Source organism: Qipengyuania marincola (genome assembly GCF_029688625.1).
In the GTDB taxonomy this organism is placed as follows: domain Bacteria; phylum Pseudomonadota; class Alphaproteobacteria; order Sphingomonadales; family Sphingomonadaceae; genus Qipengyuania.
This window is the reverse complement of sequence record NZ_JARULC010000004.1, coordinates 73438-94790: the sequence shown is the minus strand read 5'-3', so window position 1 is coordinate 94790 and position 21353 is coordinate 73438. Positions and strand designations below refer to the sequence as shown.

The 21353-nt window shown below is 63.2% G+C and carries 22 protein-coding genes; 7 read left to right on the top strand and 15 right to left on the bottom strand.

Translation table 11 applies throughout. From position 1 onward, the window contains the following. Positions 1–25: 25 nt before the first annotated feature. From P8Q88_RS14625 to P8Q88_RS14610, 4 genes are all read right to left on the bottom strand, one after another. Positions 26–850: a DUF1206 domain-containing protein gene (locus tag P8Q88_RS14625; protein WP_278324594.1), complete on the bottom strand. Its 825-nt coding sequence runs from the start codon at positions 848–850 to the stop codon at positions 26–28. Between the two features lie 59 nt (positions 851–909). Beyond that, the gene (locus P8Q88_RS14620) at positions 910–2172 is read right to left on the bottom strand and encodes an alkaline phosphatase family protein (RefSeq protein ID WP_278324593.1); all 1263 of its coding nucleotides are present in this window, start codon (positions 2170–2172) and stop codon (positions 910–912) included. 8 nt (positions 2173–2180) lie between these two features. Next, a complete protein-coding gene (gene ychF / locus P8Q88_RS14615; protein WP_278324592.1) occupies positions 2181–3281 on the bottom strand; it encodes a redox-regulated ATPase YchF in 1101 nt (366 codons plus the stop codon). A gap of 64 nt (positions 3282–3345) precedes the next feature. Next, entirely contained in the window at positions 3346–4341 is a 996-nt protein-coding gene (locus tag P8Q88_RS14610; protein ID WP_278324591.1) for an SDR family oxidoreductase, read from the bottom strand. A 112-nt stretch (positions 4342–4453) separates the two neighbouring features. On the opposite strand from P8Q88_RS14610, the gene P8Q88_RS14605 reads away from it, so the two are divergent. Next, positions 4454–5977, top strand: a complete 1524-nt coding sequence (locus tag P8Q88_RS14605) for a tetratricopeptide repeat protein (RefSeq protein ID WP_278324590.1) — start codon at positions 4454–4456, stop codon at positions 5975–5977. A 135-nt stretch (positions 5978–6112) separates the two neighbouring features. Here P8Q88_RS14605 and P8Q88_RS14600 read toward each other — a convergent pair whose 3' ends face one another. The 10 genes from P8Q88_RS14600 to P8Q88_RS14555 form a co-directional block, all read right to left on the bottom strand. After that, a complete protein-coding gene (locus P8Q88_RS14600) occupies positions 6113–6856 on the bottom strand; it encodes a cistern family PEP-CTERM protein (RefSeq protein ID WP_278324589.1) in 744 nt (247 codons plus the stop codon). 134 nt (positions 6857–6990) lie between these two features. Continuing rightward, the gene (pth, locus tag P8Q88_RS14595; RefSeq protein WP_278324588.1) at positions 6991–7560 is read right to left on the bottom strand and encodes an aminoacyl-tRNA hydrolase; all 570 of its coding nucleotides are present in this window, start codon (positions 7558–7560) and stop codon (positions 6991–6993) included. A gap of 91 nt (positions 7561–7651) precedes the next feature. After that, positions 7652–8353, bottom strand: coding sequence for a 50S ribosomal protein L25/general stress protein Ctc (locus P8Q88_RS14590; protein ID WP_278324587.1), 702 nt, complete (start codon positions 8351–8353; stop codon positions 7652–7654). Positions 8354–8495: 142 nt separating this feature from the next. Continuing rightward, complete coding sequence (locus P8Q88_RS14585) at positions 8496–9377, bottom strand: TraB/GumN family protein (protein WP_278324586.1); 882 nt, start codon at positions 9375–9377, stop codon at positions 8496–8498. Positions 9378–9397: 20 nt separating this feature from the next. Further along, positions 9398–10318: a TraB/GumN family protein gene (locus P8Q88_RS14580; RefSeq protein WP_278324585.1), complete on the bottom strand. Its 921-nt coding sequence runs from the start codon at positions 10316–10318 to the stop codon at positions 9398–9400. 30 nt (positions 10319–10348) lie between these two features. Further along, positions 10349–11002 carry a hypothetical protein gene (locus tag P8Q88_RS14575; protein WP_278324584.1) on the bottom strand — a complete coding sequence of 218 codons (654 nt, stop codon included), beginning with the start codon at positions 11000–11002 and terminating at the stop codon, positions 10349–10351. Beyond that, positions 10986–11183, bottom strand: coding sequence for a helix-turn-helix transcriptional regulator (locus P8Q88_RS14570; protein ID WP_278324583.1), 198 nt, complete (start codon positions 11181–11183; stop codon positions 10986–10988). Before P8Q88_RS14570 ends, P8Q88_RS14575 begins: the two co-directional genes overlap by 17 nt. Beyond that, entirely contained in the window at positions 11180–11647 is a 468-nt protein-coding gene (locus P8Q88_RS14565) for a hypothetical protein (protein WP_278324582.1), read from the bottom strand. Before P8Q88_RS14565 ends, P8Q88_RS14570 begins: the two co-directional genes overlap by 4 nt. A gap of 12 nt (positions 11648–11659) precedes the next feature. Next, complete coding sequence (locus tag P8Q88_RS14560) at positions 11660–12076, bottom strand: hypothetical protein (RefSeq protein WP_278324581.1); 417 nt, start codon at positions 12074–12076, stop codon at positions 11660–11662. A 65-nt stretch (positions 12077–12141) separates the two neighbouring features. Further along, a complete protein-coding gene (locus tag P8Q88_RS14555; protein WP_278324580.1) occupies positions 12142–12459 on the bottom strand; it encodes a UrcA family protein in 318 nt (105 codons plus the stop codon). Positions 12460–12652: 193 nt separating this feature from the next. Between P8Q88_RS14555 and P8Q88_RS14550 the strand changes: the two genes are divergently transcribed. The 3 genes from P8Q88_RS14550 to ppdK are packed head-to-tail and all read left to right on the top strand — an operon-like array spanning position 12653 to position 18528. Further along, positions 12653–13552, top strand: coding sequence for a glycine--tRNA ligase subunit alpha (locus P8Q88_RS14550; protein WP_278324579.1), 900 nt, complete (start codon positions 12653–12655; stop codon positions 13550–13552). Further along, positions 13549–15804 (top strand): glycine--tRNA ligase subunit beta, encoded by a 2256-nt coding sequence (glyS, locus tag P8Q88_RS14545; protein WP_278324578.1) that lies wholly within the window; start codon positions 13549–13551, stop codon positions 15802–15804. Before P8Q88_RS14550 ends, glyS begins: the two co-directional genes overlap by 4 nt. A gap of 60 nt (positions 15805–15864) precedes the next feature. Then, positions 15865–18528 carry a pyruvate, phosphate dikinase gene (gene ppdK, locus P8Q88_RS14540; RefSeq protein WP_278324577.1) on the top strand — a complete coding sequence of 888 codons (2664 nt, stop codon included), beginning with the start codon at positions 15865–15867 and terminating at the stop codon, positions 18526–18528. Here the strand turns inward: ppdK and P8Q88_RS14535 are convergent. Then, the gene (locus P8Q88_RS14535) at positions 18525–19283 is read right to left on the bottom strand and encodes a class I SAM-dependent methyltransferase (RefSeq protein WP_278324576.1); all 759 of its coding nucleotides are present in this window, start codon (positions 19281–19283) and stop codon (positions 18525–18527) included. The genes ppdK and P8Q88_RS14535 overlap by 4 nt on opposite strands. Before the next feature lie 53 nt (positions 19284–19336). On the opposite strand from P8Q88_RS14535, the gene P8Q88_RS14530 reads away from it, so the two are divergent. From P8Q88_RS14530 to P8Q88_RS14520, 3 genes are all read left to right on the top strand, one after another. Further along, positions 19337–20104 (top strand): ComF family protein, encoded by a 768-nt coding sequence (locus tag P8Q88_RS14530; RefSeq protein ID WP_278324575.1) that lies wholly within the window; start codon positions 19337–19339, stop codon positions 20102–20104. 417 nt (positions 20105–20521) lie between these two features. Then, positions 20522–20824 (top strand): phosphoribosyl-AMP cyclohydrolase, encoded by a 303-nt coding sequence (gene hisI / locus P8Q88_RS14525; RefSeq protein ID WP_347569020.1) that lies wholly within the window; start codon positions 20522–20524, stop codon positions 20822–20824. Positions 20825–20855: 31 nt separating this feature from the next. Then, on the top strand, positions 20856–21314 hold the full coding sequence (locus tag P8Q88_RS14520; RefSeq protein ID WP_278324573.1) for a MerR family transcriptional regulator: 459 nt from the start codon (positions 20856–20858) through the stop codon (positions 21312–21314). Positions 21315–21353 lie beyond the last annotated feature (39 nt).

Sequence of the window (21353 nt, the reverse complement as noted above, 5' to 3'; positions counted from 1 at the left end):
ATACCCCCGGGGGGTATGTTTCAAGTCAGGCCCTGAACTTCGGCACTCCGGCATCGGAGTCGAGATCGGGAATGATCCGGTAACGCGCGAGCACCAGGCTGAAGAGGCCGAAGAGGAGCAGGCCGAGGGCAGTCAGCGTGAAGATCCATCCGTCACCGGCAAGGCTCGCAACGGCATCGCCGAGCGTCTTGATCTGGTCCGCGCCGCCCGACATGAAGCCGGCCTGAAACAGCGACCACCCGATGACGGTATAAACCACTGCGCGCGCGAGGAAGCCCGCTCCACCGAGCCAGCGCGTAGCATCAGGCGCCTGCGCGCTGATGCGGTTCATGAAACTGCCGGTCACGCCCTTCTTCGCCTGGTGGAAAGCAGCGATGAACAGCGCCACTCCGAGCAGGCCGAGCACAATGCCGCCAAACTCGAACGAGAGAACGCCCGACGCCGCTTCCTGCGCGCCGCCGCCGCCGCTCCCGCCGCTACCGCCGCCCGAACCGCCGGTGTCGCTGGTGGCAAACTTGTACGCCGAATAGGCGAGGGCGAGGTGAGCGACACCGCTGCCGGCATGGCCGAGGCGCTTGCCCCAACCTTTCGCATCAGAGCCGTTGTTCTCGATATCGAAGAAAAGCGAGCAGAAGCGGAACAAGGCATAGGCGATAAGGCCCACCACCATGATCCACAGGATTGCTGTGCCCAGAGGAAAATCCTGGATCGCCTGGAAGATGCCGTTCGTCCCCTCTGCGATCTTCTGCGCGCTCGTGAGCGCGATCAGCCCGAGGACGAAATAGAGGATCGCGCGGCTGAAATAGCCTACGCGCACCAACCAATTGAACTTCTCCGACTTATCGACCACGTGGCAGCTCCCTGTTGTTCTCAGGTGCTAACGGCGGGTGGTGGCAATCCGTTCCGATATCAATCCGCCAGCGCCGGGCGCAGCGGATCGATGCTGCCATCGGCTCTCGCGCGGGGCGGGAGCCCGATCAGCTCGCGCAAGAGCGGCTCGATTGCCGTGTTGCTGAAACCTGGCAGAACGCGAGCGCTGGCAAACGCAGGGCCGTTTGCGATGAACAGCGCGGCCATTTCCGGCGCTGCCGGATCATAGCCATGCGTTCCGCCTGTCCAGCTGCTGTCGGACCGCTCCGTCGAAATCGTCCATCCGATATCGGCAAGGCAAAGATAGGGCGGAATACGCCGGTGCGTACCGTAATCGAACCGCTCCGGAATATCGCCCTTGCGCCAGCACTGCATGTGTTCGTGGTCGGTCAGCAGCGCCTGTTCGAAAGCGGCAGCGTTACCCTCGGTCGCCTCGAATGTCGCGTAAGGCCCGCCCTCGACCATGCGATAGAGCGAAGGATCGACGAAATCGGCAAGCGCGATGACCCGCTCCGAACTCGTGGCGGCCATGCCGTGATCCGAGACGATCACGAGATTCGCTGGCTGGTCCAGTGTGTCGAGCCCCGCAACGAGATTTGCGATATGCCGGTCGATGTCGCGCAGTGAGGCGTTCACTTCCTCGCTTTGCGGACCACCACCATGACCGGCGCTGTCGACCGTGTCGAAATATAGCGTGACAAACTCAGGCCGGATTTCGGCAGGGCGGCGCAGCCAGTCCAGCACGCTGTTCACGCGCTGGGTGTTCGACACCTGCATGCTGAACGCCTGCCAGTCGCTCGGCATGGCGCCATCGTCGACCGGGCCATAGCGGCGCGCGGTCCCGCCCCACGGCACGGCAGATCCGGGCCAGAACATTGCCGCGCTGCGTATCCCTGCCTGTTCCGCATCGACCCAGATCGGGCGGGCATCCGACCACCACCAGGGATCGACATTGGCCATCGTGAACGCCTCGTCGGGGCGCCCCGGGTCCTCCATGCGATTGGCGGTGATCCCGTGATTATCGGGAACGAGACCTGTCACCAGCGTCCAGTGATTGGGAAAGGTCTTGCTGGGGAAGGATGGCTGCATCGCCGCGCGCACGCCCGATTGCGCCAGCTGCAACAAGGTCGGCGTCAGACCCCGGTCGAGGTAATCGGGGTGAAAGCCGTCGATCGAGACGAGGATCGTCACCGGCTCGCGATGTTCGACGGACACGCTGGCGACCTGCGCGTCGGTTACGGTGGTGCAGCCTGCCGCAAGGCTGGCGAAACAAAGAGCGAAGGCTGCCGCAACCTGCTTCATCGCGAACCTCAGACGTTGAACTTGAACAGCATCACGTCGCCGTCCTGAACGACATAGTCCTTGCCTTCCTGCCGCAACTTGCCGGCATCCTTGGCCCCGGCTTCGCCGCCGAGCGAGACGTAGTCGTCATAGGCAATGGTTTCGGCGCGGATGAAACCGCGTTCGAAATCGGTGTGGATCTCGCCGGCCGCCTGCGGGGCCTTCGCGCCATCGGGAAAGGTCCAGGCGCGCGATTCCTTAGGGCCTGCGGTGAAGAAGGTCTTGAGTCCAAGCAGCTTGTAGCCAGCGCGGATGACCCGGCTGAGGCCCGACTCGTCGAGGCCCAGTTCGGCAAGATACTCCGCGCGATCTTCCTGCGGCATGCCGACCAGCTCGCTTTCGATGGCGGCCGAGACGACTACGGCTTCCGCCCCTTCGGCCCGGGCCTTCTCGAAGACGAGTTCGGACAAGGCATTGCCTTTCGCGGCATCCTCCTCGGCAACGTTGCACACATACAGCACGGGCTTGGCGGTAAGCAGCTGCGCCTGCCGGAACAGGCGTGCCTCCTCGTCATCCTTGGGCTCGGTCAGCCGGGCTGGCTTTCCGTCGCGCAGGAGATCGAGTGCCTGGCCGAGGACGCTGGCCATAATTTTCGCTTCCTTGTCGCCGCCTGTGGCGCGCTTGGCAGCAGCGGGCACGCGCTTTTCCAGGCTCTCGAGATCGGCAAGCATCAGCTCGGTTTCGACGACTTCGGCATCGGCAATCGGATCGACCTTGTTCGCGACATGCTGGATATCGTCATCCTCGAAACAGCGCAGGACGTGGACGATGGCGTCGACCTCGCGGATGTTGCCGAGAAACTGGTTGCCCAGACCTTCGCCCTTGCTCGCGCCCTTCACCAGGCCCGCGATGTCCACGAAGGCCAGCTGCGTCGGGACGACCTTCGCCGAATTCGCAATGCCCGCGATCGCATCGAGCCGCTCGTCGGGCACCGCGACCTGGCCGACATTGGGCTCGATCGTGCAGAAGGGATAATTCGCAGCCTGCGCGGCCTGCGTTTCGGTAAGGGCGTTGAAAAGGGTGGACTTGCCGACATTCGGCAGGCCGACGATCCCGCAGCGGAAACCCATCGATGACTCCGGAAAAAGTGTGTGCGCGCGCCCTTAGACGCGCAACTCGCAGAAGGCCAGAGCGTCAGACGTTATGGACCGCAGTAATCAGCGGTCCGAAAGGTGACTGGCCGAGCCAATCGACCTGCACCCGTGAGCTCACCTCGTTGATCGGCACTTGCGGTTTGTTGCCGGGATGGACGGGCGTGCGCAGCGGGCGTGTTCCCGGCGGCATCGCGATGATCGCGGCGATGGCGTTGGGCACATCCATCGGATCGGCCGTTCTGGTCGTCCCGTCCTCCTCGCCCATGCGCGCAACGATTTGGGGATAGCCACTCGTGTGGATTTCAGCGGCGCGCTCCTTCAGCTGGCCCGAATAGATATTGCGGTTGACCCAGACCTCGGTCGGATAGCCGCCGGGTTCGATGATCGCGACGTCGATGCCATGCGGCACAAGCTCGTAGGCCAGCTGCTCGCTCATCGCTTCGAGCGCGAACTTGGTCGCCGAGTAATGCCCGGAATAGGGCACGATGACGCGTCCTAGCTGGCTTGAAATCGGCACGATCAGGCCTGAGCCCCTGGCGCGCATGCCCGGCAGAACCGCGCGAGCCATACGATGGCAGCCGAAGACATTGGTGTCGAAAATCAGCTGCGTCGCCTGCATGTCTTGCACCTCGACCGGCGAGGAAATGCCGATACCGGCATTGTTGACCAGCACGTCGAGGCCACCTCCTGCAATGCGCTCGGCCTCGGCCACTCCAGCGGCGACCTGGGCATCGTCGGTGACATCGATCTCGATGACATGCAGATCGAGATTCTCGCTTTTCGCCAGCGCGCGCAATTCTTCCGCTTCGGGGCGCGGCAGGTTGCGCATGGTGGCGAAGACCTTGGCACCCTTGCGCGCGTAATCCTCGGCCATGAGACGTCCGAAGCCCGAGGAACAGCCGGTCACAAGGATGCTCTTTCCCTCCATGCGCGCAGGCACGGCCATCGTCTGGGCAAGCGCACTGTTGGCGGCGGTAAGTGCTACGCCGGTCGCGGCGGCACCGGCGAGCAAGGAACGGCGGTCGATATCGGGCATTGCGGTCTCCTTTTGCAGCGCAGCAGACTAGCATGCGGGCTGCAGTTTGGAAGGCTGCCGTGCGCAAGCGGTTTTCAGTGAAGTCTTAGGAGATTTGTCCTAGAGGGAGGCCATGATCCGGACACGCCAACTTGCTTCGACCCTTCTCCTTGCCGGCGCGCTGGCGGCATGTTCTCCTAGCCCCGAAACGCGTTTCGCCGACGCGCAAGAAGCTTTTGCCGCCAATGATTTTCGCGCCGCGCGAATCTCGCTGATCGCCGGCCTCAAGGATGCGCCGGGCAATGACGAGATGCGGCTGTTGCTGGCCCGCTCGCAGATCGCGCTCGGCGATGGCGAGGGTGCGGCGGCCTCGCTCGATGCACTGTCGGACGCGTTCGCACGGCAGGATCGGGTCGTTCTGATGCGCGCGGAGACCGACGTTCTGCGCGGGCGGTTCGACGAGGCGCTCGCCGCGGTTGAGGGGATGGATATCGCGGCGGCGGACCGGATCAGGGCGCTGGCCTTCGTGGGACAGGAGAAGTTCGACGCGGCTGCAGAAGCTTTTGCGCAAGGCGCGGCGCGGGAAGGGGCGAATGCACGGCTGCTGGCTTCCTACGCTCGCTTCGAACTGGCGCGCGGCGATCTCGACAAGGCCGGTGATCTGGTGGCGAGCGCCGCCAAGGAAGAGCCGAAGCTAGTCGAGGCTCATCTCGTGCGGGGCGAAATCGAAACCCGCAGAAACAACCTGCGATCGGCCCTCGGGGCCTATGATCGCGCGTTGGAACTCCATCCGGCCAATTTCGACGGCAGGCTCGGCAAAGCCAACACGCTCGCCCGGCTCGAGCGGTTCGACGAGGCATCGGCGATCGCGGCCGATCTTGCCAGTGAGGCACCCGATGATCGCGGCGTGGCCTTCCTCGATGCACGGATCGCCGCGGGGCAGGGCGAATGGCAGCGGGTGCGCAAGCTCCTGCAGCCGCACGAAGCCGATCTGAGAGACGGCACGGGACTCGTCGCGATCTATGGAGAATCGCTCGTTGAAATCGGACAGCCTGCCGTCGCCCTGGGCGTGCTCGAGCCGGAGCTGAATCGTCAGCCCTATTCGCGTCCGCTGCGTACACTGGTTGCGCGCGCGCAGCTTGCAGCCGGCAATTCAGACGATGCGCTTGCCACGATCCGGCCGCTCGCCAGTCGTCCCGATGCGACGCCAGCCGAGCTGCGCCTCGCGGCACGAGCGGCGAAGGAAGCTGGCAGCGACTCCGCTGTGGAATTCGCACGTCGCGTGGATCGCCCCTCTGCAGAATGGATCGGTGGAGAGCTGGCCAAGGCCGACCAGGCCCTGCGCAACGAGCAGTGGAGCGTTGCCGAGACGCGCTATGAGAGCATTCTGTCGCGCACGGGCGGCAGCAATGCGATGGTGCTGAACAATCTTGCTTTCGCCAAGGATCGGCAGGGCAAGCGCGACGAAGCGCTGAAGCTGGCCCTGGAAGCAGCACGGATGGAACCCGACAATGCCAGCATTCTGGACACAGCCGGATGGTTGCTGGTCCAGACCGGTTCGAGGGCACGCGGGCTCGAGATGTTGCGGCGTGCGGCGGAGCTGGCGCCCGATAATCCGACGATCAGGCGCCATCTCGACGAGGCAGTGCGCGGCTAGCGAGGCTCGCTACGCGCTCGTGGTTTGGGCCTCCCGCCCGATGGGAGCCTCGTATCCTGGCAGGTCGCGGCAAAAGAAAGGCGGCGCGAAACCGAGGTCTCGCGCCGCCAATATTTGAGCCGAGGGGCTCAACAATCAGGCGTAGGCCAGGCTCGCAGGTGCATGCTGGATGCGGCGACGGCGCGTACCGATCGCAAGACCCAATACCGCGAGGCCGAAGAGCAGCATCATGCCGGGTTCGGGAACATCGATCCCGCTGGTAGAGCCGCCGGTGGTCGTTCCACCGCTGGTGGTCGAGGTCTGGCGACCGCTGGCCGACGTCACCCCGTCGATGCCGCTGACCGACTGGTAACGGACGAAGAAATCGTCGAGCGTAAGCTGCGCGGGGGCAGTGCCGAAATTCAGGCTGAGCGTCCCGGTGCCGGTGTTGTTCTCAAACACGCCACCCGAAGCGCCGCCAGCGCAGCTGCCGGTGCGGCGCGCCTGGAAGCACACGTCGACCGTGCCGATGCCGTTCGGATAGTTCGAGTTGGTATTCGTGTAGCGATAGGCGCCGGTGCTCGTGGCCGAAGCGATCTCGGGATCGGTGTTGAAGGCGAAGCCAGACACACGCGAGTCGATGTGATCACCGCCGACGCCGACATTGGTCAGCGCATAATCGAAAGTATAGGTGCCGTGTTCCACCCCGGTGAGCGTCAGGGTCAGTTCCGAGCCCAGGCCGTCGATCGACGGGCCGCCATCCACGAAGCCGTCGAAGGAGATCGTGAAGCTTTCGCCCACGCTGTCCGCATCCAGCAGGATCGGTTCGGCAAATGCCGGCGCGGCTGCGGTCAGCCCGATCGCGGCCAGGGCATTCACAATGAGTCGCTTGAAATTCACGGCAAAATCCCCGTCGTCATTCGAGGTGAATAATTGATTTGGCCTCACTGTCACGCAAAACCGCAGTTCGCCAGCGGCCAGACCGCCGTGTCTCAATTGGGAACAGGTCTGGCGCGCGTTGACTCGGCGCCTCCTTACGCCTGCATGCGCAAGGCGAAGTCGCTCATGAACCTGGCATTCTCACCGACAGCGAGACACGGCGCCCCGGCGGCGATCGCGGCAAGCATTTCCGCCAGATCGTCCATTTCGGCCTTGGCGTAGTTGCCCAGCACATGACCGGTCACCCGGTCCTTATGGCCGGGATGGCCGATGCCGATGCGCACCCGGCGGAAATCCGGGCCGATATGCTGGTTGATCGAGCGCAGTCCGTTGTGCCCCGCCAGACCGCCGCCATCGCGGACCTTCACCTTGAACGGAGCCAGGTCGAGCTCATCGTGGAAGACCGTGAGTGCTTCGGGTTCCAGCTTGTAGAACCGCAGCGCCTCGGAAACAGAGCGACCGCTCTCGTTCATGAAGGTGGCGGGCTTGAGGAGAAGGATCTTTTCGGTACCGATGCGCCCTTCCTGAACCCAGCCGGAGAACTTCTGCTGCACCGGGCCGAAGCCGTGCACTTCGCCAATCACGTCGCACGCCATGAAGCCGACATTGTGCCGGTGCAGTGCGTATTTGGGTCCAGGATTGCCGAGGCCGGTCCATATCTGCATCCGCGCCCTCTAGCTTTGCTTCGGCCAAAAGAAAACGCCGGCCCGAAACCGGACCGGCGTTTCCTCTTTTTGCGTCAATGCGCGAGGCGAGTTACTCGCTCTTCGCTTCCTGCTCTTCGGCAGCATCGGCGTCCGGGCCCTGCTCGGTAGCAGCGGTTTCGCCCGGTTCCATATCTTCGCCGGTGAGTTCTTCTTCAGCGCCTTCCGCGCCTTCGCTCTTCTTGAGGGCCGAAGGTGCGACCAGCGTCGCGATGGTGAAGTCGCGATCGGTGATCGCGCTCTCACTGCCTGCAGGCAGGGTCACTTCGCTGATGTGGATCGAATCACCCACTTCCTTGCCGGTGACATCGATCTCGATCTCGCTCGGGATCTTGTCGTTGTCGCACACCAGCTCCAGCTCGTGACGGACGACGTTGAGCACGCCACCCTTCTTGAGGCCGGGCGAAGCTTCTTCGTTGAGAAAGACGACGGGGACCGAGACTTCGATCTTGCCGCCCTTGGCGAGGCGGAAGAAATCGACATGCTCAGGCCGGTCGTTGACCGGGTGCAGGGCGACGTCCTTGGGAAGCGTTCGGACCTTCTTGCCGTCAAGCTCGATCTCGACGATCGAGTTCATGAAGTGGCCGGTGCCGAGCTGGCGGACTAGCTCCTTCGCTTCCACGTGAATCAGGGTGGGTTCTTCCTTACCGCCATAAATCACGGCGGGAACGCGGCCTTCGCGGCGCAGTTGACGAGAGGCTCCCTTGCCAGCCCGTTCGCGCGCCTCGGCCGGCAGGGTCAGAGCGTCGCTCATGTCACATACCTTTCGAATGCATTTGATACTCCCGGTCCACCACGCCTCCAGGGATGACCATGGTGCCGGAAGGCGCGCGCTTAGCAGCTATCGCCGCAAAGGCAAGCCCCGGGGCCCCGTGCGGGCCATCAATTCGGCGCGCCTACTCGACACGGGTGACCACATAACCGCGCTCCCGCAGCAAGGCTGGCAGGCCAGCTTCGCCGAGCAAGTGACCCGCGCCGACGGCAATCAGCGGACGGGACGGGGCGGACAGCAGGTTCTCGAGCCTCGCCGCCCAGGCCTCGTTGCGGTCGACCAGCAGCGCGGCGCGCAATTCGGGATCGGCCAGCATTCCGGCCTGCGTCAGGGCCTCCAGTTCCTCGATGTTTCCCTCGCCCCACACGTTTGCGACCCGGCCCGGGGTACGATCCTGTGCGCTTGCTTCCTCGAGCACCGCATCGAGGAGGTCGCGCTGTTGCGGTGGCGGCAGCCGGTCGAAAATCTCCAACTGCTCGCGCGCGCCCTCCAGTTCCACCAGGGGACGGTCGGCGAAGTCGGCAATGAGCTCGCGATCGGCCCCGCTGCCCGACCGGTTCGGATTGGCCGCCTGTGCAAGCGCGAGAGCAGCAGCCCAGCTCTCCATTGAGTCGAAGTATGCACGGCGCACCTTCGCCTTGACGATCAGGGCGTCGAACTCATCCTGCAGATCCTCGCGGACCCGATCCCGCACCGGGCCCTCGACGCGATCATAGGCCATGCTTTCGAACAACGCGGCCATTGCCTCGCGATCCTCGAGGTCCGCCACTTCGACGACCAGCGTGTCGGCTTGCTGCACCACCTCCTCGAGGCGCGGAGATCGCCATGCCATGTCATCGGGCAGGGAATGGACCGTCCCGAACAGCCAGCCTTCGACCATCCCGTCCTCACGCGCAATCTGCCACAGCGCCGGATAGCTGCGGGCGCCCTCAGCCTCGTCCGCCGTCGGCGAGCAAGCTACGCACAGACCGAGGCAAGCGAAGGCGCTGAGAAAGGATCTGAACACTGCCGCAGCCTATCGCCGGTTCACTGGACCCGCGTGACTGCAATATTGCGCTTCGCGAGGTAATCCTGCACGCTTTTCTTGCCTGCGAGATGCCCTGCGCCCACCGCGATGAAGACGGTGCCGGGCGTTTCCAACCGGGTATCGATCCATTCGGCCCAGTTGGCGTTGCGATCATACAGCAGCGCCTTGGCTAGTTTCGGATCGGTCAGGCTGCGGTTCATAAGCTCGGCCAGGCCATCGGCATCGCCGTCCACCCATTCCGCAAGCATCTGGTCCATCAGTGGGACAACCTGATCCATGTTGTCGACCGTCGCCATCAGGAACTCGACCTGAGTTTCCTGCGGGAGATTATCGAATACGCCGATCTGGAATTCGAGCGTCTCCAGCGCCTCTCGCGCCACGGTTTCGCTCGCCTGGCCTTCGACTACCTTCTCCACGCCGCTCTCCGCGGTCCAACCCTGCTGCATCAGCGGCAGGACGGCGAGCGTCATGCCGGCGAACCACGGCTCGAAGCGATCGAAAGCATTGACCGGCAGGCCCAGCTTGGTGAGCGCGCCTTCATATCGGGCTGCCTGCTTCTCGCCCAGCACCCCGCGCAGCGAGTCTTCGGGCGGGAGCATGGCCTGCAGGGCGACCGCCTGCTGCGAGGCCGGATCATTGGTCGCGTCCGCAGACAATTCGGTCACCAGCGTATCGGACGTTTCGAGTGCAGTCGCGATCGGCCCCTTGTACCATTCGACCCCATCGGGAAGCGCATGGACGGTGCCGAACAGGTAAATCGTCGTGTCATCGTCGGCGACCTTCCACAGGGCCGGGCCTTGTCCGGTGGCTTGCGCGACTGGTGCCGTTTCGACCGCCGTGGACGCATCGGCGCCCGAGTAGGTCGCGCATCCCTGAAGAAGAAAGGCGATCGGTGCGGTGGCGAGAAGCAGTTTTTTCATGAACGAGTTTCCTGTGAGAGCGAGTAAGAGCTAATTGGCTTTTCGATAAAGCCAGACAAGGCCCCAAACGGTTATGACAAGCAGGTACACAATCATCGGTTCCTGCGGCGGGATCAGGGCGGCGCGTTCGAGCAGCCACCAGCATGGTGCGATCACCGAATAGACATACATGGCAATTATGGCGCCATCGCCGGAGGCGCGTTTCTCGAATTCGTCGGCATTAGCGTACCAGTAAAAGCTCAAAAGCGGTGTGAGCAAAGCGATGGCGCTCACGACGATTATCGCGACCGTCGGCGGTAGCGGACCGTTACTGAAGACGCCGAAATCACCGTTTTCTAGCCCTGCGATCGAGAGCGTGAGGCCTATAACGCCGCCCAGTACGCCGCAGGCGACAAGCACCCAATTGGCGCGTTTGGTCTTCTTCGATTGAGGTTCGCCGGTCAGTATTGCCGGTTTAAGCCTGACAACACCCCATGCGCATAGGGCAATCAAAAAGATCGCGACCGTCAGAAGCACGCCGCCGCGCGTCGTAAATCCGCCTCTCTCGGCTGCAGACATCAGCACGCCGGTGACAAAGCCGAGCAATGCGATCAGGATAAAACCCAGAGTGCCCACGCCCAGCCAGCGGCGGAACGGAGAAGGTTGGTCGTTCTCTGGAGCGTCGATCTCAGTCGAGTTCGTCATCAAAAATCTCCTCGATCGGCATTTCGAACAGGCGGGCGATACGGAAGGCGAGGGGTAGCGAGGGGTCGTGCTTGCCGGTCTCGATGGCGTTCACCGCCTGACGCGACACGTCGAGATGCATACCCAGCTCCGCCTGGCTCCAGTCGCGCTCGGCGCGCAGGACTTTCAGGCGGTTTTTCATGCGCTGCTCTCCGTGGTGAAACGATCGCGCAGCCAGGCGAAAGCAAAGCCGCCATAGAAGAGGATCGCCAGGATGACGCAGAGCGAGATTGGATCGACGAGAAACCCGTTGATGTCGAACATGCTGTCTGACGGTTTCGTGCCGCTCGAGGCCCAATGCCCCGCCTGTCTCGACAGATCACCAGCAGCGAAAACAAAAAGTGCCATCAAATAGAGAGCGACACCGGTCCCCATGGTTCGCCAACCCACATTGTAGAGTCCGCGAAGGTATTCGTCGCTGGCCCTGCTGAGCGCAGCTTGCAAAAGCCCTCCGGCGGTGCCGCCATAGGCAATGACAACCATCATGTTGTCCATCCCCAGGAAGCGGTTGACGAGGGATAGGAGGGTGCATGCGGCGCCGAACCAGATCAGGGCATGAGTTCGGGAGCGGTCCTGCTCGCTCGGGGCCTGCGGATCGAAAGGCATGTCGAGACCTCCTCAGGCAGTCCCGCGGATGCGGGCCCAGGCGTTGCCGACGAAGAAACTGGCGATGACGGTCAAGAACCCGCTGGCTTCGCTAGTCGCGTATTCGGTGCCGGTATGCGCGCCCATGTACCCTGCGTAGAAACCGGAGACGAGCGGTGTCACCAAAAGGATCGCAGCGGTGAAAACGAATGCGAGACTGGTACCGGCGCGCCAGACCGAGGCGATGTATTCATCGGCATTGCGCGTCCGATACATCACGAGAATGCTCGCAAACATGATGAGGATGAGGAGGATTCCAAGCTCGGTCACGAATTCGCTGTCCAGCAGGTTTGCGGCGAATATCGTGACGACCGCGAGCAGTGCGACCGCAGTTGCGATATTGTGCGTGCGCACCTGTTTCTGTCGCTTGGTCAAGGATGGGTTTGACATCGAACTCTCTTGATTAGGTCGCCGGAGCGGCGCGTAGGGCACGCCGCCCCGGCGGTATGGTCGGCTCAGGCGCCCGGATCGATTTCGAGGGCGGCGAGGCGAGACTGCCGTGCGGCGGCGATGGCGAGGCGGACCTCCGCGTCGGCAGCGGTGCGAAGCTCGGCGCGGCAGGCCTGCTCTGCATTTTGCACCGTCAGGCCCTTGCCACCGACAGTGCAGGCCTTGCGGATGGCGCGTTCCACCTTGCTGTTGAGGCGATCCTGATCCTTGGTCGATGCGAGATCGAGGCCGGTGGTATCGACGTTGATCGAAGGGATATCACTCGCAATGGCCTGAGCGGGCAGGATGGCGAGGGCAGCGGCGATCAGAACGGTCTTTTTCATGTCTAGGCTCCAGCTTGGATATTCGGTCCAGTGGTAGGTCAACCTTCCCTTGTGTCAGGTTGTGCTGACTTTATGTCGCGATTCGCTGACCATGTCAATAAGACCTGACAAAAAGTTTGGATGACCTGTCATTTGCGGGGCGCAAGCCTTGCGCCATTGACGCATTTTCGCCCTTGCGCCATTGCGCCGCTCCATGGACCGAGACCCGCGTAAATCCTTTCAGGACATGATCCTTGCGTTGCACGATTTCTGGAGCGCGCAGGGTTGCCTGATTCTCCAGCCCTATGACATGCGCATGGGGGCGGGGACCTTTCACACGGCGACCACCCTACGCGCGCTCGGGCCGGAGCCGTGGAACGCGGCCTTCGTGCAGCCTTGTCGCCGCCCGACCGACGGACGCTATGGCGAGAACCCCAACCGGCTGCAGCATTATTACCAGTACCAGGTGATCCTGAAACCGAGCCCGCCGGACATCCAGGACCTCTACCTCGAAAGCCTGCGCGTCATCGGTATCGATCCATTGAAGCACGATATCCGCTTCGTGGAAGACGACTGGGAAAGCCCGACGCTGGGCGCATGGGGCCTGGGCTGGGAGGTCTGGTGCGACGGGATGGAAGTGACCCAGTTCACCTATTTCCAGCAGATGGGCGGCTTCGACTGTAAGCCCGTCGCGGGCGAGCTGACCTACGGGCTCGAACGCCTTGCCATGTACATTCAGGGCGTCGACAACGTCTACGATCTCGATTTCAACGGGCAGGGCGTCACCTATGGCGACGTCTTTCTCGAGAACGAGAAGCAGATGTCGAAGTGGAACTTCGAGGTCGCCGAGACGGACGCGCTGTTCGACCTGTTCAACAAGGCCGAGGCAGAGTGCAAGAATGCGCTCGCCAATGAAGTGCCCATCGCGGCTTACGAGCAGGCGGTGGAGGCCAGTCACATCTTCAACCTGCTGCAAGCGCGGGGCGTAATCAGCGTGCAGGAACGCGCCAGCTACATGGGCCGCGTCCGCGACCTCGCGCGCGGCAGCTGCGAAGCGCATATGGCCAAGGAAGCCGCCGGTTGGGCCGAGAAATATCCGGAGTGGTCGAAATGAGCTCCGACTTCCTCCTCGAACTGCGCAGCGAAGAAATCCCCGCCCGCATGCAGGCCGGCGCGCGTGTCGAGCTCGAAAAACTGTTCCGCCGCGAGCTGGATGCAGCCGGTGTCGAGGCTGGCGAGCTCACCGTCTGGTCGACCCCGCGCCGCCTTGCGCTGATCGCGCGTGGCCTGCCGGAAGCGACCGAGGCAGTCACCCAAGAACTCAAGGGTCCGCCGGTCGGCGCGCCCGATCAGGCGCTCGACGGATTCTGCCGCAAGGCGGGTGTCGAGAGGGGTGAACTCGAAGTCCGCGAGGTGAAGGGCCGCGAAACCTATTTCGCCGTAAAGAACATCCCCGGCCGCGCGACGAAGGACCTTCTCGCCGAGGCCATTCCGGCAATCATCCGCGATTTCAGCTGGCCCAAGTCGATGCGCTGGGGCGCTGCCTCGATCAGCACCGAGTCCTTGCGCTGGGTTCGCCCGCTGTCGGGGATCGTCGCGTTGCTGGGTGACGGGGTGGTCGAATGCGAGGTGCATGGCGTCACCTCGGGCTCGGTCACGCTGGGCCACCGCTTCCATCACTCGGGCGACATCACCATCGGCAATGCCGACGACTATGCGATGAAGCTGCGCGCCGGTCACGTGATCGTCGACCATGAGGAGCGGCAGGATCTGATCCGCTCGGGCGCGGCCAAGGTGGCAAGTGAAGCCGGCCTCAAGCTGGTCGAGGACGAGGGGCTAGTGGTCGAGAACGCGGGCCTTACCGAATGGCCCGTCCCGCTGCTCGGCCGGTTTGAGGAGGACTTCCTTGAGGTTCCGCCCGAGACCATCCAACTCACCGCGCGCGTGAACCAGAAGTATTTCGTCTGTGTAGACGCGCAGGGCGAACTCGCGAACGCCTTCATCTGCACTGCCAATATCGAGGCGGGAGACGGCGGCGCGCGGGTGGTGGATGGCAACCGCAAGGTCCTCGCCGCCCGCCTGTCCGACGCGCGCTTCTTCTGGGACGTCGACCGCAAGAAGACCCTCGCCGAGCACGCCAAGGGTCTGGAGCGGATTACCTTCCACGAGAAGCTGGGCACCGTCGCCGACAAGCGTATGCGGCTTGCGAACATGGCGCGTGAGTTTTGCGAAGAAAGAGTCGTTCCGAACGCCGACGCTGACCGCGCAGAATATGCCGCGCTGGTCTGCAAAGCTGACTTGGTAACCGAGATGGTCGGCGAATTCCCTGAGTTGCAGGGGTTGATGGGTGGGTATTACGCCAGGGCAGAAGGTCTTTCCGACGTTGAGGCCAATGCCATCCGCGACCACTACAAACCTGTCGGCCAAAGTGATGAGGTGCCTAGCGCACCTGAGAGCATTGCGGTCAGCTTGGCAGACAAGCTCGACAATCTAGCTGCCTTCTTCGGAATTGAGGAAAAGCCGACCGGGTCCAAAGACCCATTTGCCCTGCGAAGGGCTGCAATCGGGGTTTCCCGCTTGATACTCGAAAACGGGCTTCGGTTTTCGCTTTTCAAGACAGTTAGAGAACTTCCAATCTTGTCGCCTGCGACCGATTCCTTCGCTATTTTTGAGCGTATCTATGGTGAAGGGTTCAAAGACCGCCTCTCGCGCGAACAGACAGTCGAGGTGGACAATCAAAACCTGTCGACAGTCGCGAGCGAAGTTGTTCAGTTCATCGTAGACCGCCTCAAGGTCCAGCAACGCGAGGCGGGTGTTCGTCACGACCTCATCGACGCGGTCTTCGCGCTCGGGGGCGAGGACGATCTCGTCCGCCTGCTTGCCCGCGTGAAAGCGCTTCAGTCCTTCATGGAAACCGAAGACGGCGCCAACCTGCTCGCAGGCTACAAGCGGGCGGCCAATATCCTCAAGAAGGAAGACTGGCACGGCGCGGAAGGCGAGATCGCCCGCACGGGCGAGGAAGACCCGCTGGCCCTGGTCGACGATCCCGACATGAAGGCTGTGATCGACGCCAAGATGTCCGAGCGCCACGCGAAGGAGCTTTCCTACACGCCCGAACCGGCCGAAAAGGCGCTGATGGACGCGCTCGACACTTCGGAACCGGCCGCTTCGCGAGCCATTGAAGCGGAGGACTTCGGCGCGGCGATGGCGGCGCTTGCCGGCCTGCGCGGTCCGATCGACCGTTTCTTCGAAGAAGTGACGGTAAATGCGGACGAAGAAAACAAGCGGGCACACCGGCTCGACCTGCTTGCGCGCTTCCGTGCTGCAGTGCACAAAGTCGCAGATTTCTCTCGTATCGAGGGATGAGTTTTTTACCCAATGGACTGTGTAACATGCGGTCCATGTCTCAGTTTGACGGGCGATAGCATGAACGAAACAGTCTTCACCTTCGGCGGCGATGCGCCGCATACGAATGCGCGGCAGAAGGACAAGACCGTCACCGGCGGCAAGGGCGCGAACCTTGCCGAAATGGCCAGCATCGGCCTGCCGGTCCCGCCGGGCTTCACCATCGCGACCGAGGAATGCCTGAAGTATCTCGCCGGTGGCAGCGACTTCAGCGAGAAGCTGCGCAACGATGTAGCCGAGGCGCTGAAGCACGTGGAGACCACCGTTGGCAAAGGCTTCGGCGATGAGGCCGATCCGCTGCTTGTATCGGTGCGCTCGGGCGCAGCGATCTCGATGCCCGGCATGATGGATACCGTCCTCAATCTCGGCCTTAACGACGAAACGGTCGAGGGACTCGCCAAGACCAGTGGCGACGAACGCTTCGCCTGGGACAGCTACCGTCGCTTCATCCAGATGTATGGCGATGTGGTCCTCGGCGTCGACCACGGCCTGTTCGAGGAAGCGCTCGAAATCGCCAAGGAAGACGCTGGCTATTACGCCGACACCGAATTGAGCGCGGACGAGTGGAAGACGCTCGTCGCCGAGTACAAGTCCATCGTCGAGCAGGAACTCGGCACGCCGTTCCCGCAGGACCCCATCGAGCAGCTATGGGGCGCGATCAGCGCAGTCTTCGACAGCTGGGACAGCGAACGCGCCAAGGTCTACCGCCGCCTCAACGACATCCCGCACGACATGGGCACGGCCGTCAACGTGCAGGCGATGGTGTTCGGCAATATGGGCGACACCTCGGCCACCGGCGTCGCCTTCACCCGCGACCCCTCGACCGGCGAGCGCGCCTACTATGGCGAATGGCTGGTTAACGCGCAGGGCGAAGATGTCGTCGCCGGGATCCGCACACCGCAATACCTGACACAGGCGCGCCGCGAGGCCGCCGGAGCCGACAAGCCGAGTATGGAAGAAGCCATGCCCGACGCATTCGGCGAGCTCGCTCATGTCTTCGAGCTGCTCGAAAAGCACTACAAGGACATGCAGGACATCGAGTTCACCGTGCAGCAGGGCAAGCTGTGGCTGCTCCAAACCCGCAATGGCAAGCGCACCGCCAAGGCCGCGCTGAAGATGGCGGTCGACATGGTGGGCGAAGGGCTGATCGACGAGAAGACCGCGATCCTGCGCGTCGATCCGATGGCGCTCGACCAGCTGCTTCACCCGACGCTCGACCCCGATGCGCCGCGCGATGTGCTGACGACCGGGCTTCCGGCGTCGCCTGGTGCGGCGAGCGGCAAGATCGTGCTCGATGCCGATACCGCCGAATTGTGGGCAGGGCGGGGCGAGAAGGTGATCCTCGTCCGCGTCGAGACGTCCCCCGAGGACATTCATGGCATGCACGCCGCCACCGGCATCCTTACCGCGCGCGGCGGAATGACCAGTCACGCAGCCGTCGTGGCGCGTGGAATGGGGCGGCCCTGCGTCTCGGGCGCTTCGCAGGTGTCGATCGCCCGTGACGAACGCACGCTCAGCATCGGCAGTCGCGAACTCAAGGAAGGCGACGTCATCACCATCGACGGTGCCAATGGTCAGGTCATGGCTGGTGAGGTCGCCACCATAGAGCCGGAGCTGGCCGGCGATTTCGGAACATTGATGGATTGGGCGGACCGGCACCGCCGCATGGGCGTGCGCACCAATGCCGAGACCGAAACCGAATGCAAGATGGCGCGGCAGTTCGGGGCGGAAGGCATCGGCCTGTGCCGTACGGAGCACATGTTCTTCGACGCTGGCCGGATCAGCGCGGTGCGCGAGATGATCCTTGCCGAAAACGAGGCCGGCCGCCGCGCGGCCCTGGACAAGTTGCTGCCAGAGCAACGCGGCGATTTCGTAAAGATCTTCGAGGTGATGGCTGGCCTGCCATGCACGATTCGCCTGCTCGATCCGCCGCTCCACGAGTTCCTGCCGACCGGCGATACCGAGTTCGAGGAGCTTGCCGAGACGACCGGCGTCAGCATCGACAAGCTGCGCCGTCGCGCGAACGAGCTGCATGAGTTCAACCCGATGCTCGGCCATCGCGGGTGCCGGCTCGGGATTACCTATCCCGAAATCTACGAGATGCAGGCGCGGGCCATCTTCGAAGCAGCCTGCGAGGTCGCCAAGGCCAGCGGCGAAGCGCCGGTGCCCGAGGTAATGATCCCGCTAGTCGCGACCAAGCGCGAGCTCGACTTGCTCAAGGACGTCGTCGACAGGGCTGCCAGCGATGTCTTCGAAAAGACCGGCTGCACCGTCGACTATCTCGTCGGAACCATGATCGAGCTTCCGCGGGCCGCATTGATGGCAGGTGCCATCGCCGAGACCGCAGAGTTCTTCAGCTTCGGCACCAACGACCTCACGCAAACGACCCTCGGCGTGAGCCGTGATGATGCCGGGCGCTTCCTGACGACCTATGTCGACAAGGGCATCTTTGCGCGCGACCCGTTCGTCAGCATCGATGTCGACGGCGTGGGCCAGCTGGTGGAACTGGCGAGCGAGCGCGGGCGAGCAACCCGCGACGGCATCAAGCTTGGCATCTGTGGTGAACACGGCGGGGATCCGGCAAGTATCGCCTTTTGCGAGAAGACCGGCCTCGATTACGTCAGTGCCTCACCTTACCGCGTGCCGATCGCACGCCTTGCTGCGGCGCAGGCGAGCCTTCGCTAGTCGCGCCAACCGGTTAGCGTGAGAACCTCGAAGGTTTCGACCACTCGGCCCTTGCTGTTGGCGGTTTGCAGGAAGGCTTCGCGCGCCCGCTCGAGCGCCGTCCTGCCAAGCGGCGGGGCAGGGCTGGCGAGCGAACTGCCGAGGCCCTGGTCGCGCAGGTCGGACACGAGGCGGTCAAGGCTGGCGTAAGAAACGCTCAGCGAACGCCCATCGACTACCTGACGCCGGAACAGCGCGCGCTGGAGGAGAGCTGAGGCAGCGGCATTGTCGATCAGCGGGTGCATCCGGGCGGCCGGTCGGTCAGGCTCGCTGGCGATCATCGCCCGCCGCAGGTTGGGCAGGCTCCCGGCACCGACGACGCTGGCGATCAGGATACCGCCATCGTCCAGCGCGCCCCGGAGATGAAGCAGCGCGCCCGGCAAGTCGTTCACCCGGTCGAGCGAGGCGAGCGAGACGATCAGATCGTACGGTCCACCAAGCAGGGGCGCTTCCTCGTCGAGGGTTGCAACATCCGCCTCCTCCACCGGCGCGCCCAAACCCCTAAGCGAGAGCGCAAGTGTCCCGGTCCAGTCCCCAACCACCAAAGCGCGGCCCGGCGAAAGGCGCATGAACTCAAGCCGCTCAAGCACGTCCTCAACCATGTCCTGCAGGACATAGCGCGCCGCGTCGCGCTGCGATTGCCGGACGCGCGCACGGCGGAGTCCGGCGATCCGGCGCTCGCGGGAGAAGATGCGGGGAGGGGGCTTGCTGGCCATCGTGCCGCCCTGCCGCGCTTGCGCGGGCCGTGCAAGGCGGGCATCAGCTTTGGATGTCGACAAGACGCCTTATCGCCGAGAGCCTCGCGCCACTGGTTGACTTCGTGTACCCGCCGCGATGTCCGGCCTGTGGCGAGAGTGTTGGAGAGCAGGGCGGCCTTTGCACCGATTGCTGGAGCGATCTGCGCATTCCGGGCGAGCCATCATGCGCGACATGTCAGCGCCCCTTCGGCGAGGCCGGCCCAGCGCATGGTGCGATCTGCGCGCCCTGCCTTTCCAACCCTCCATTACATGACGGCATTGCCGCTGGCGCCCTCTATGGTGAGACGTCACGCAAGCTTATCCTCGCGCTGAAGCATGGCCGACGGATTGCGCTGGCGCCGCTGCTTGCCCGATTGATCGCGGCGCGGCTGCCTGCTGACGGAATCGCGCGCATTATCGTTCCGGTTCCGCTTCACCGCGGTCGCCTGTGGCAAAGAGGCTACAATCAGGCCGCGCTGCTTGCCCAAGAGCTCGCGGGCATGGGTTATGGCGATCTGGCGGTCGATGCGCTGGTCCGGCGCAAAGCCACACCGTCGCTTGGCGGCCTGGGAAGCAAGGCTCGCAGCAAGGCTTTGGCAGGCGCGATCGAAGTCCGCACTTCGAGAAAGCCGCCGGTCGATGGCGCCGACATAATGCTTGTCGACGACGTGCTTACGAGCGGGGCGACCTCGCTGGCGTGTACGAAAGCGTTGAAGAAAGCGGGCGCCAGAAGTGTCGTCATCGCCTGCTTTGCGCGGGTACTGGACGAGGCGAGAGACGCAGCCGGACGCGCTGCATAAGTGAAACGCCCGGATCCTTGCGGACCCGGGCGCCACGTGACGAATAAAACCGGACCGGTCTTGCGACAACGGTGCAGCCCCCCAGCCAGCACCTCGGTCCATCCCTCATCGTATCCGGATGCGCCGCGAAAACCCTCATCGCGGCTGCGTATCCGGGACCCCCATGAACCTGGCGCTCTGTCGGCACCGATGCTCCGGTGGGCGAACCAACGTGGCTCGCAAGAAAGAATGTTCACTATGTCGCCGCTTCATGGAATATCGATTCTGAAAGCGGCTCGATTTTGAAACCCCTTTGTGGTTATCGTGCAACAAGCATGTCGTATTCTTACAATTTGAAAAGGTAGATGCGTGTCCGGATCGACTAAGCAGGAAACCACGCGCGAGCTCAGGCCAAAATTTGATGCCAACGGCTTGGTTATGGCTGTTGCCCTAGATAGTGCGTGCGGAGAAGTCCTTATGGTCGCCTTCATGGACGCCGAGGCGCTCGACAAGACGATCGAGAGCGGAGTGGCCCACTTCCACTCACGGTCGCGAGGGCGATTGTGGAAGAAGGGCGAGACGTCCGGCAATGTTCTCCGGGTAGATGAAATGCTGGTGGATTGTGACCAGGACGCATTCGTTCTCCGATGCAGTCCGGCGGGCCCTACATGCCACACGGGAGCGCAATCGTGTTTCTACCGGGTCGTCAGCGGCCGAACTCTCCAACCCGTCAACACTTGACGCTTACGTAAACGTTGAGTAGGACCGCGGCATGACCCAGCCGCTTCCCAAGGATGTTGAGCGCAGCAGCGGCGAACGCCGCCATGCGGGCGCCCATCTCGAACGGCCCGATGCGTTCGGCCGCGAACAATACTCGATTTCCGATCTGACCAGCGAATTCGGCTGCACGGCGCGTGCCTTGAGATTCTACGAGGATGAGGGGCTGATCGCGCCATCCCGTGTCGGCCTCACCCGCATTTATTCCAAACGCGATCGCGCGCGGCTCGCATGGATCATGCGTGCCAAGAATGTCGGGTTCTCGCTCACCGAAATCCGCGAAATGATCGACCTCTATGATCTCGGAGACGGGCGCGTGGAACAGCGCCGCGTCACAGTCGAGAAATGCAAGGCGCATGTTGCCAAGCTGAAGGAACAGCGCGCCGACATAGATAGCTCGATCAAGGAACTTGCGGACTTCATCGAGCAGATCGAGTCGCTCGAACTCGAATAGGTCCACTCTCTCCAAAACCTGTCAAACCAAGGACACGCA

Excerpts from the sequence above, each read along its gene's own strand:
- P8Q88_RS14575 (WP_278324584.1), bottom strand. The coding sequence starts at position 11,002 with ATGACGAACTCGACTGAGATCGACGCTCCAGAGAACGACCAACCTTCT.
- ppdK (WP_278324577.1), top strand. The coding sequence starts at position 15,865 with ATGAACGAAACAGTCTTCACCTTCGGCGGCGATGCGCCGCATACGAAT.
- P8Q88_RS14565 (WP_278324582.1), bottom strand. The coding sequence starts at position 11,647 with ATGCCTTTCGATCCGCAGGCCCCGAGCGAGCAGGACCGCTCCCGAACT.
- P8Q88_RS14610 (WP_278324591.1), bottom strand. The coding sequence starts at position 4,341 with ATGCCCGATATCGACCGCCGTTCCTTGCTCGCCGGTGCCGCCGCGACC.
- P8Q88_RS14590 (WP_278324587.1), bottom strand. The coding sequence starts at position 8,353 with ATGAGCGACGCTCTGACCCTGCCGGCCGAGGCGCGCGAACGGGCTGGC.
- P8Q88_RS14620 (WP_278324593.1), bottom strand. The coding sequence starts at position 2,172 with ATGAAGCAGGTTGCGGCAGCCTTCGCTCTTTGTTTCGCCAGCCTTGCG.
- pth (WP_278324588.1), bottom strand. The coding sequence starts at position 7,560 with ATGCAGATATGGACCGGCCTCGGCAATCCTGGACCCAAATACGCACTG.
- ychF (WP_278324592.1), bottom strand. The coding sequence starts at position 3,281 with ATGGGTTTCCGCTGCGGGATCGTCGGCCTGCCGAATGTCGGCAAGTCC.
- P8Q88_RS14550 (WP_278324579.1), top strand. The coding sequence starts at position 12,653 with ATGGACCGAGACCCGCGTAAATCCTTTCAGGACATGATCCTTGCGTTG.
- P8Q88_RS14580 (WP_278324585.1), bottom strand. The coding sequence starts at position 10,318 with ATGAAAAAACTGCTTCTCGCCACCGCACCGATCGCCTTTCTTCTTCAG.
- P8Q88_RS14570 (WP_278324583.1), bottom strand. The coding sequence starts at position 11,183 with ATGAAAAACCGCCTGAAAGTCCTGCGCGCCGAGCGCGACTGGAGCCAG.
- P8Q88_RS14535 (WP_278324576.1), bottom strand. The coding sequence starts at position 19,283 with ATGGCCAGCAAGCCCCCTCCCCGCATCTTCTCCCGCGAGCGCCGGATC.
- P8Q88_RS14560 (WP_278324581.1), bottom strand. The coding sequence starts at position 12,076 with ATGTCAAACCCATCCTTGACCAAGCGACAGAAACAGGTGCGCACGCAC.
- hisI (WP_347569020.1), top strand. The coding sequence starts at position 20,522 with ATGGCTGTTGCCCTAGATAGTGCGTGCGGAGAAGTCCTTATGGTCGCC.
- P8Q88_RS14605 (WP_278324590.1), top strand. The coding sequence starts at position 4,454 with ATGATCCGGACACGCCAACTTGCTTCGACCCTTCTCCTTGCCGGCGCG.
- P8Q88_RS14520 (WP_278324573.1), top strand. The coding sequence starts at position 20,856 with ATGACCCAGCCGCTTCCCAAGGATGTTGAGCGCAGCAGCGGCGAACGC.
- glyS (WP_278324578.1), top strand. The coding sequence starts at position 13,549 with ATGAGCTCCGACTTCCTCCTCGAACTGCGCAGCGAAGAAATCCCCGCC.
- P8Q88_RS14530 (WP_278324575.1), top strand. The coding sequence starts at position 19,337 with ATGTCGACAAGACGCCTTATCGCCGAGAGCCTCGCGCCACTGGTTGAC.
- P8Q88_RS14555 (WP_278324580.1), bottom strand. The coding sequence starts at position 12,459 with ATGAAAAAGACCGTTCTGATCGCCGCTGCCCTCGCCATCCTGCCCGCT.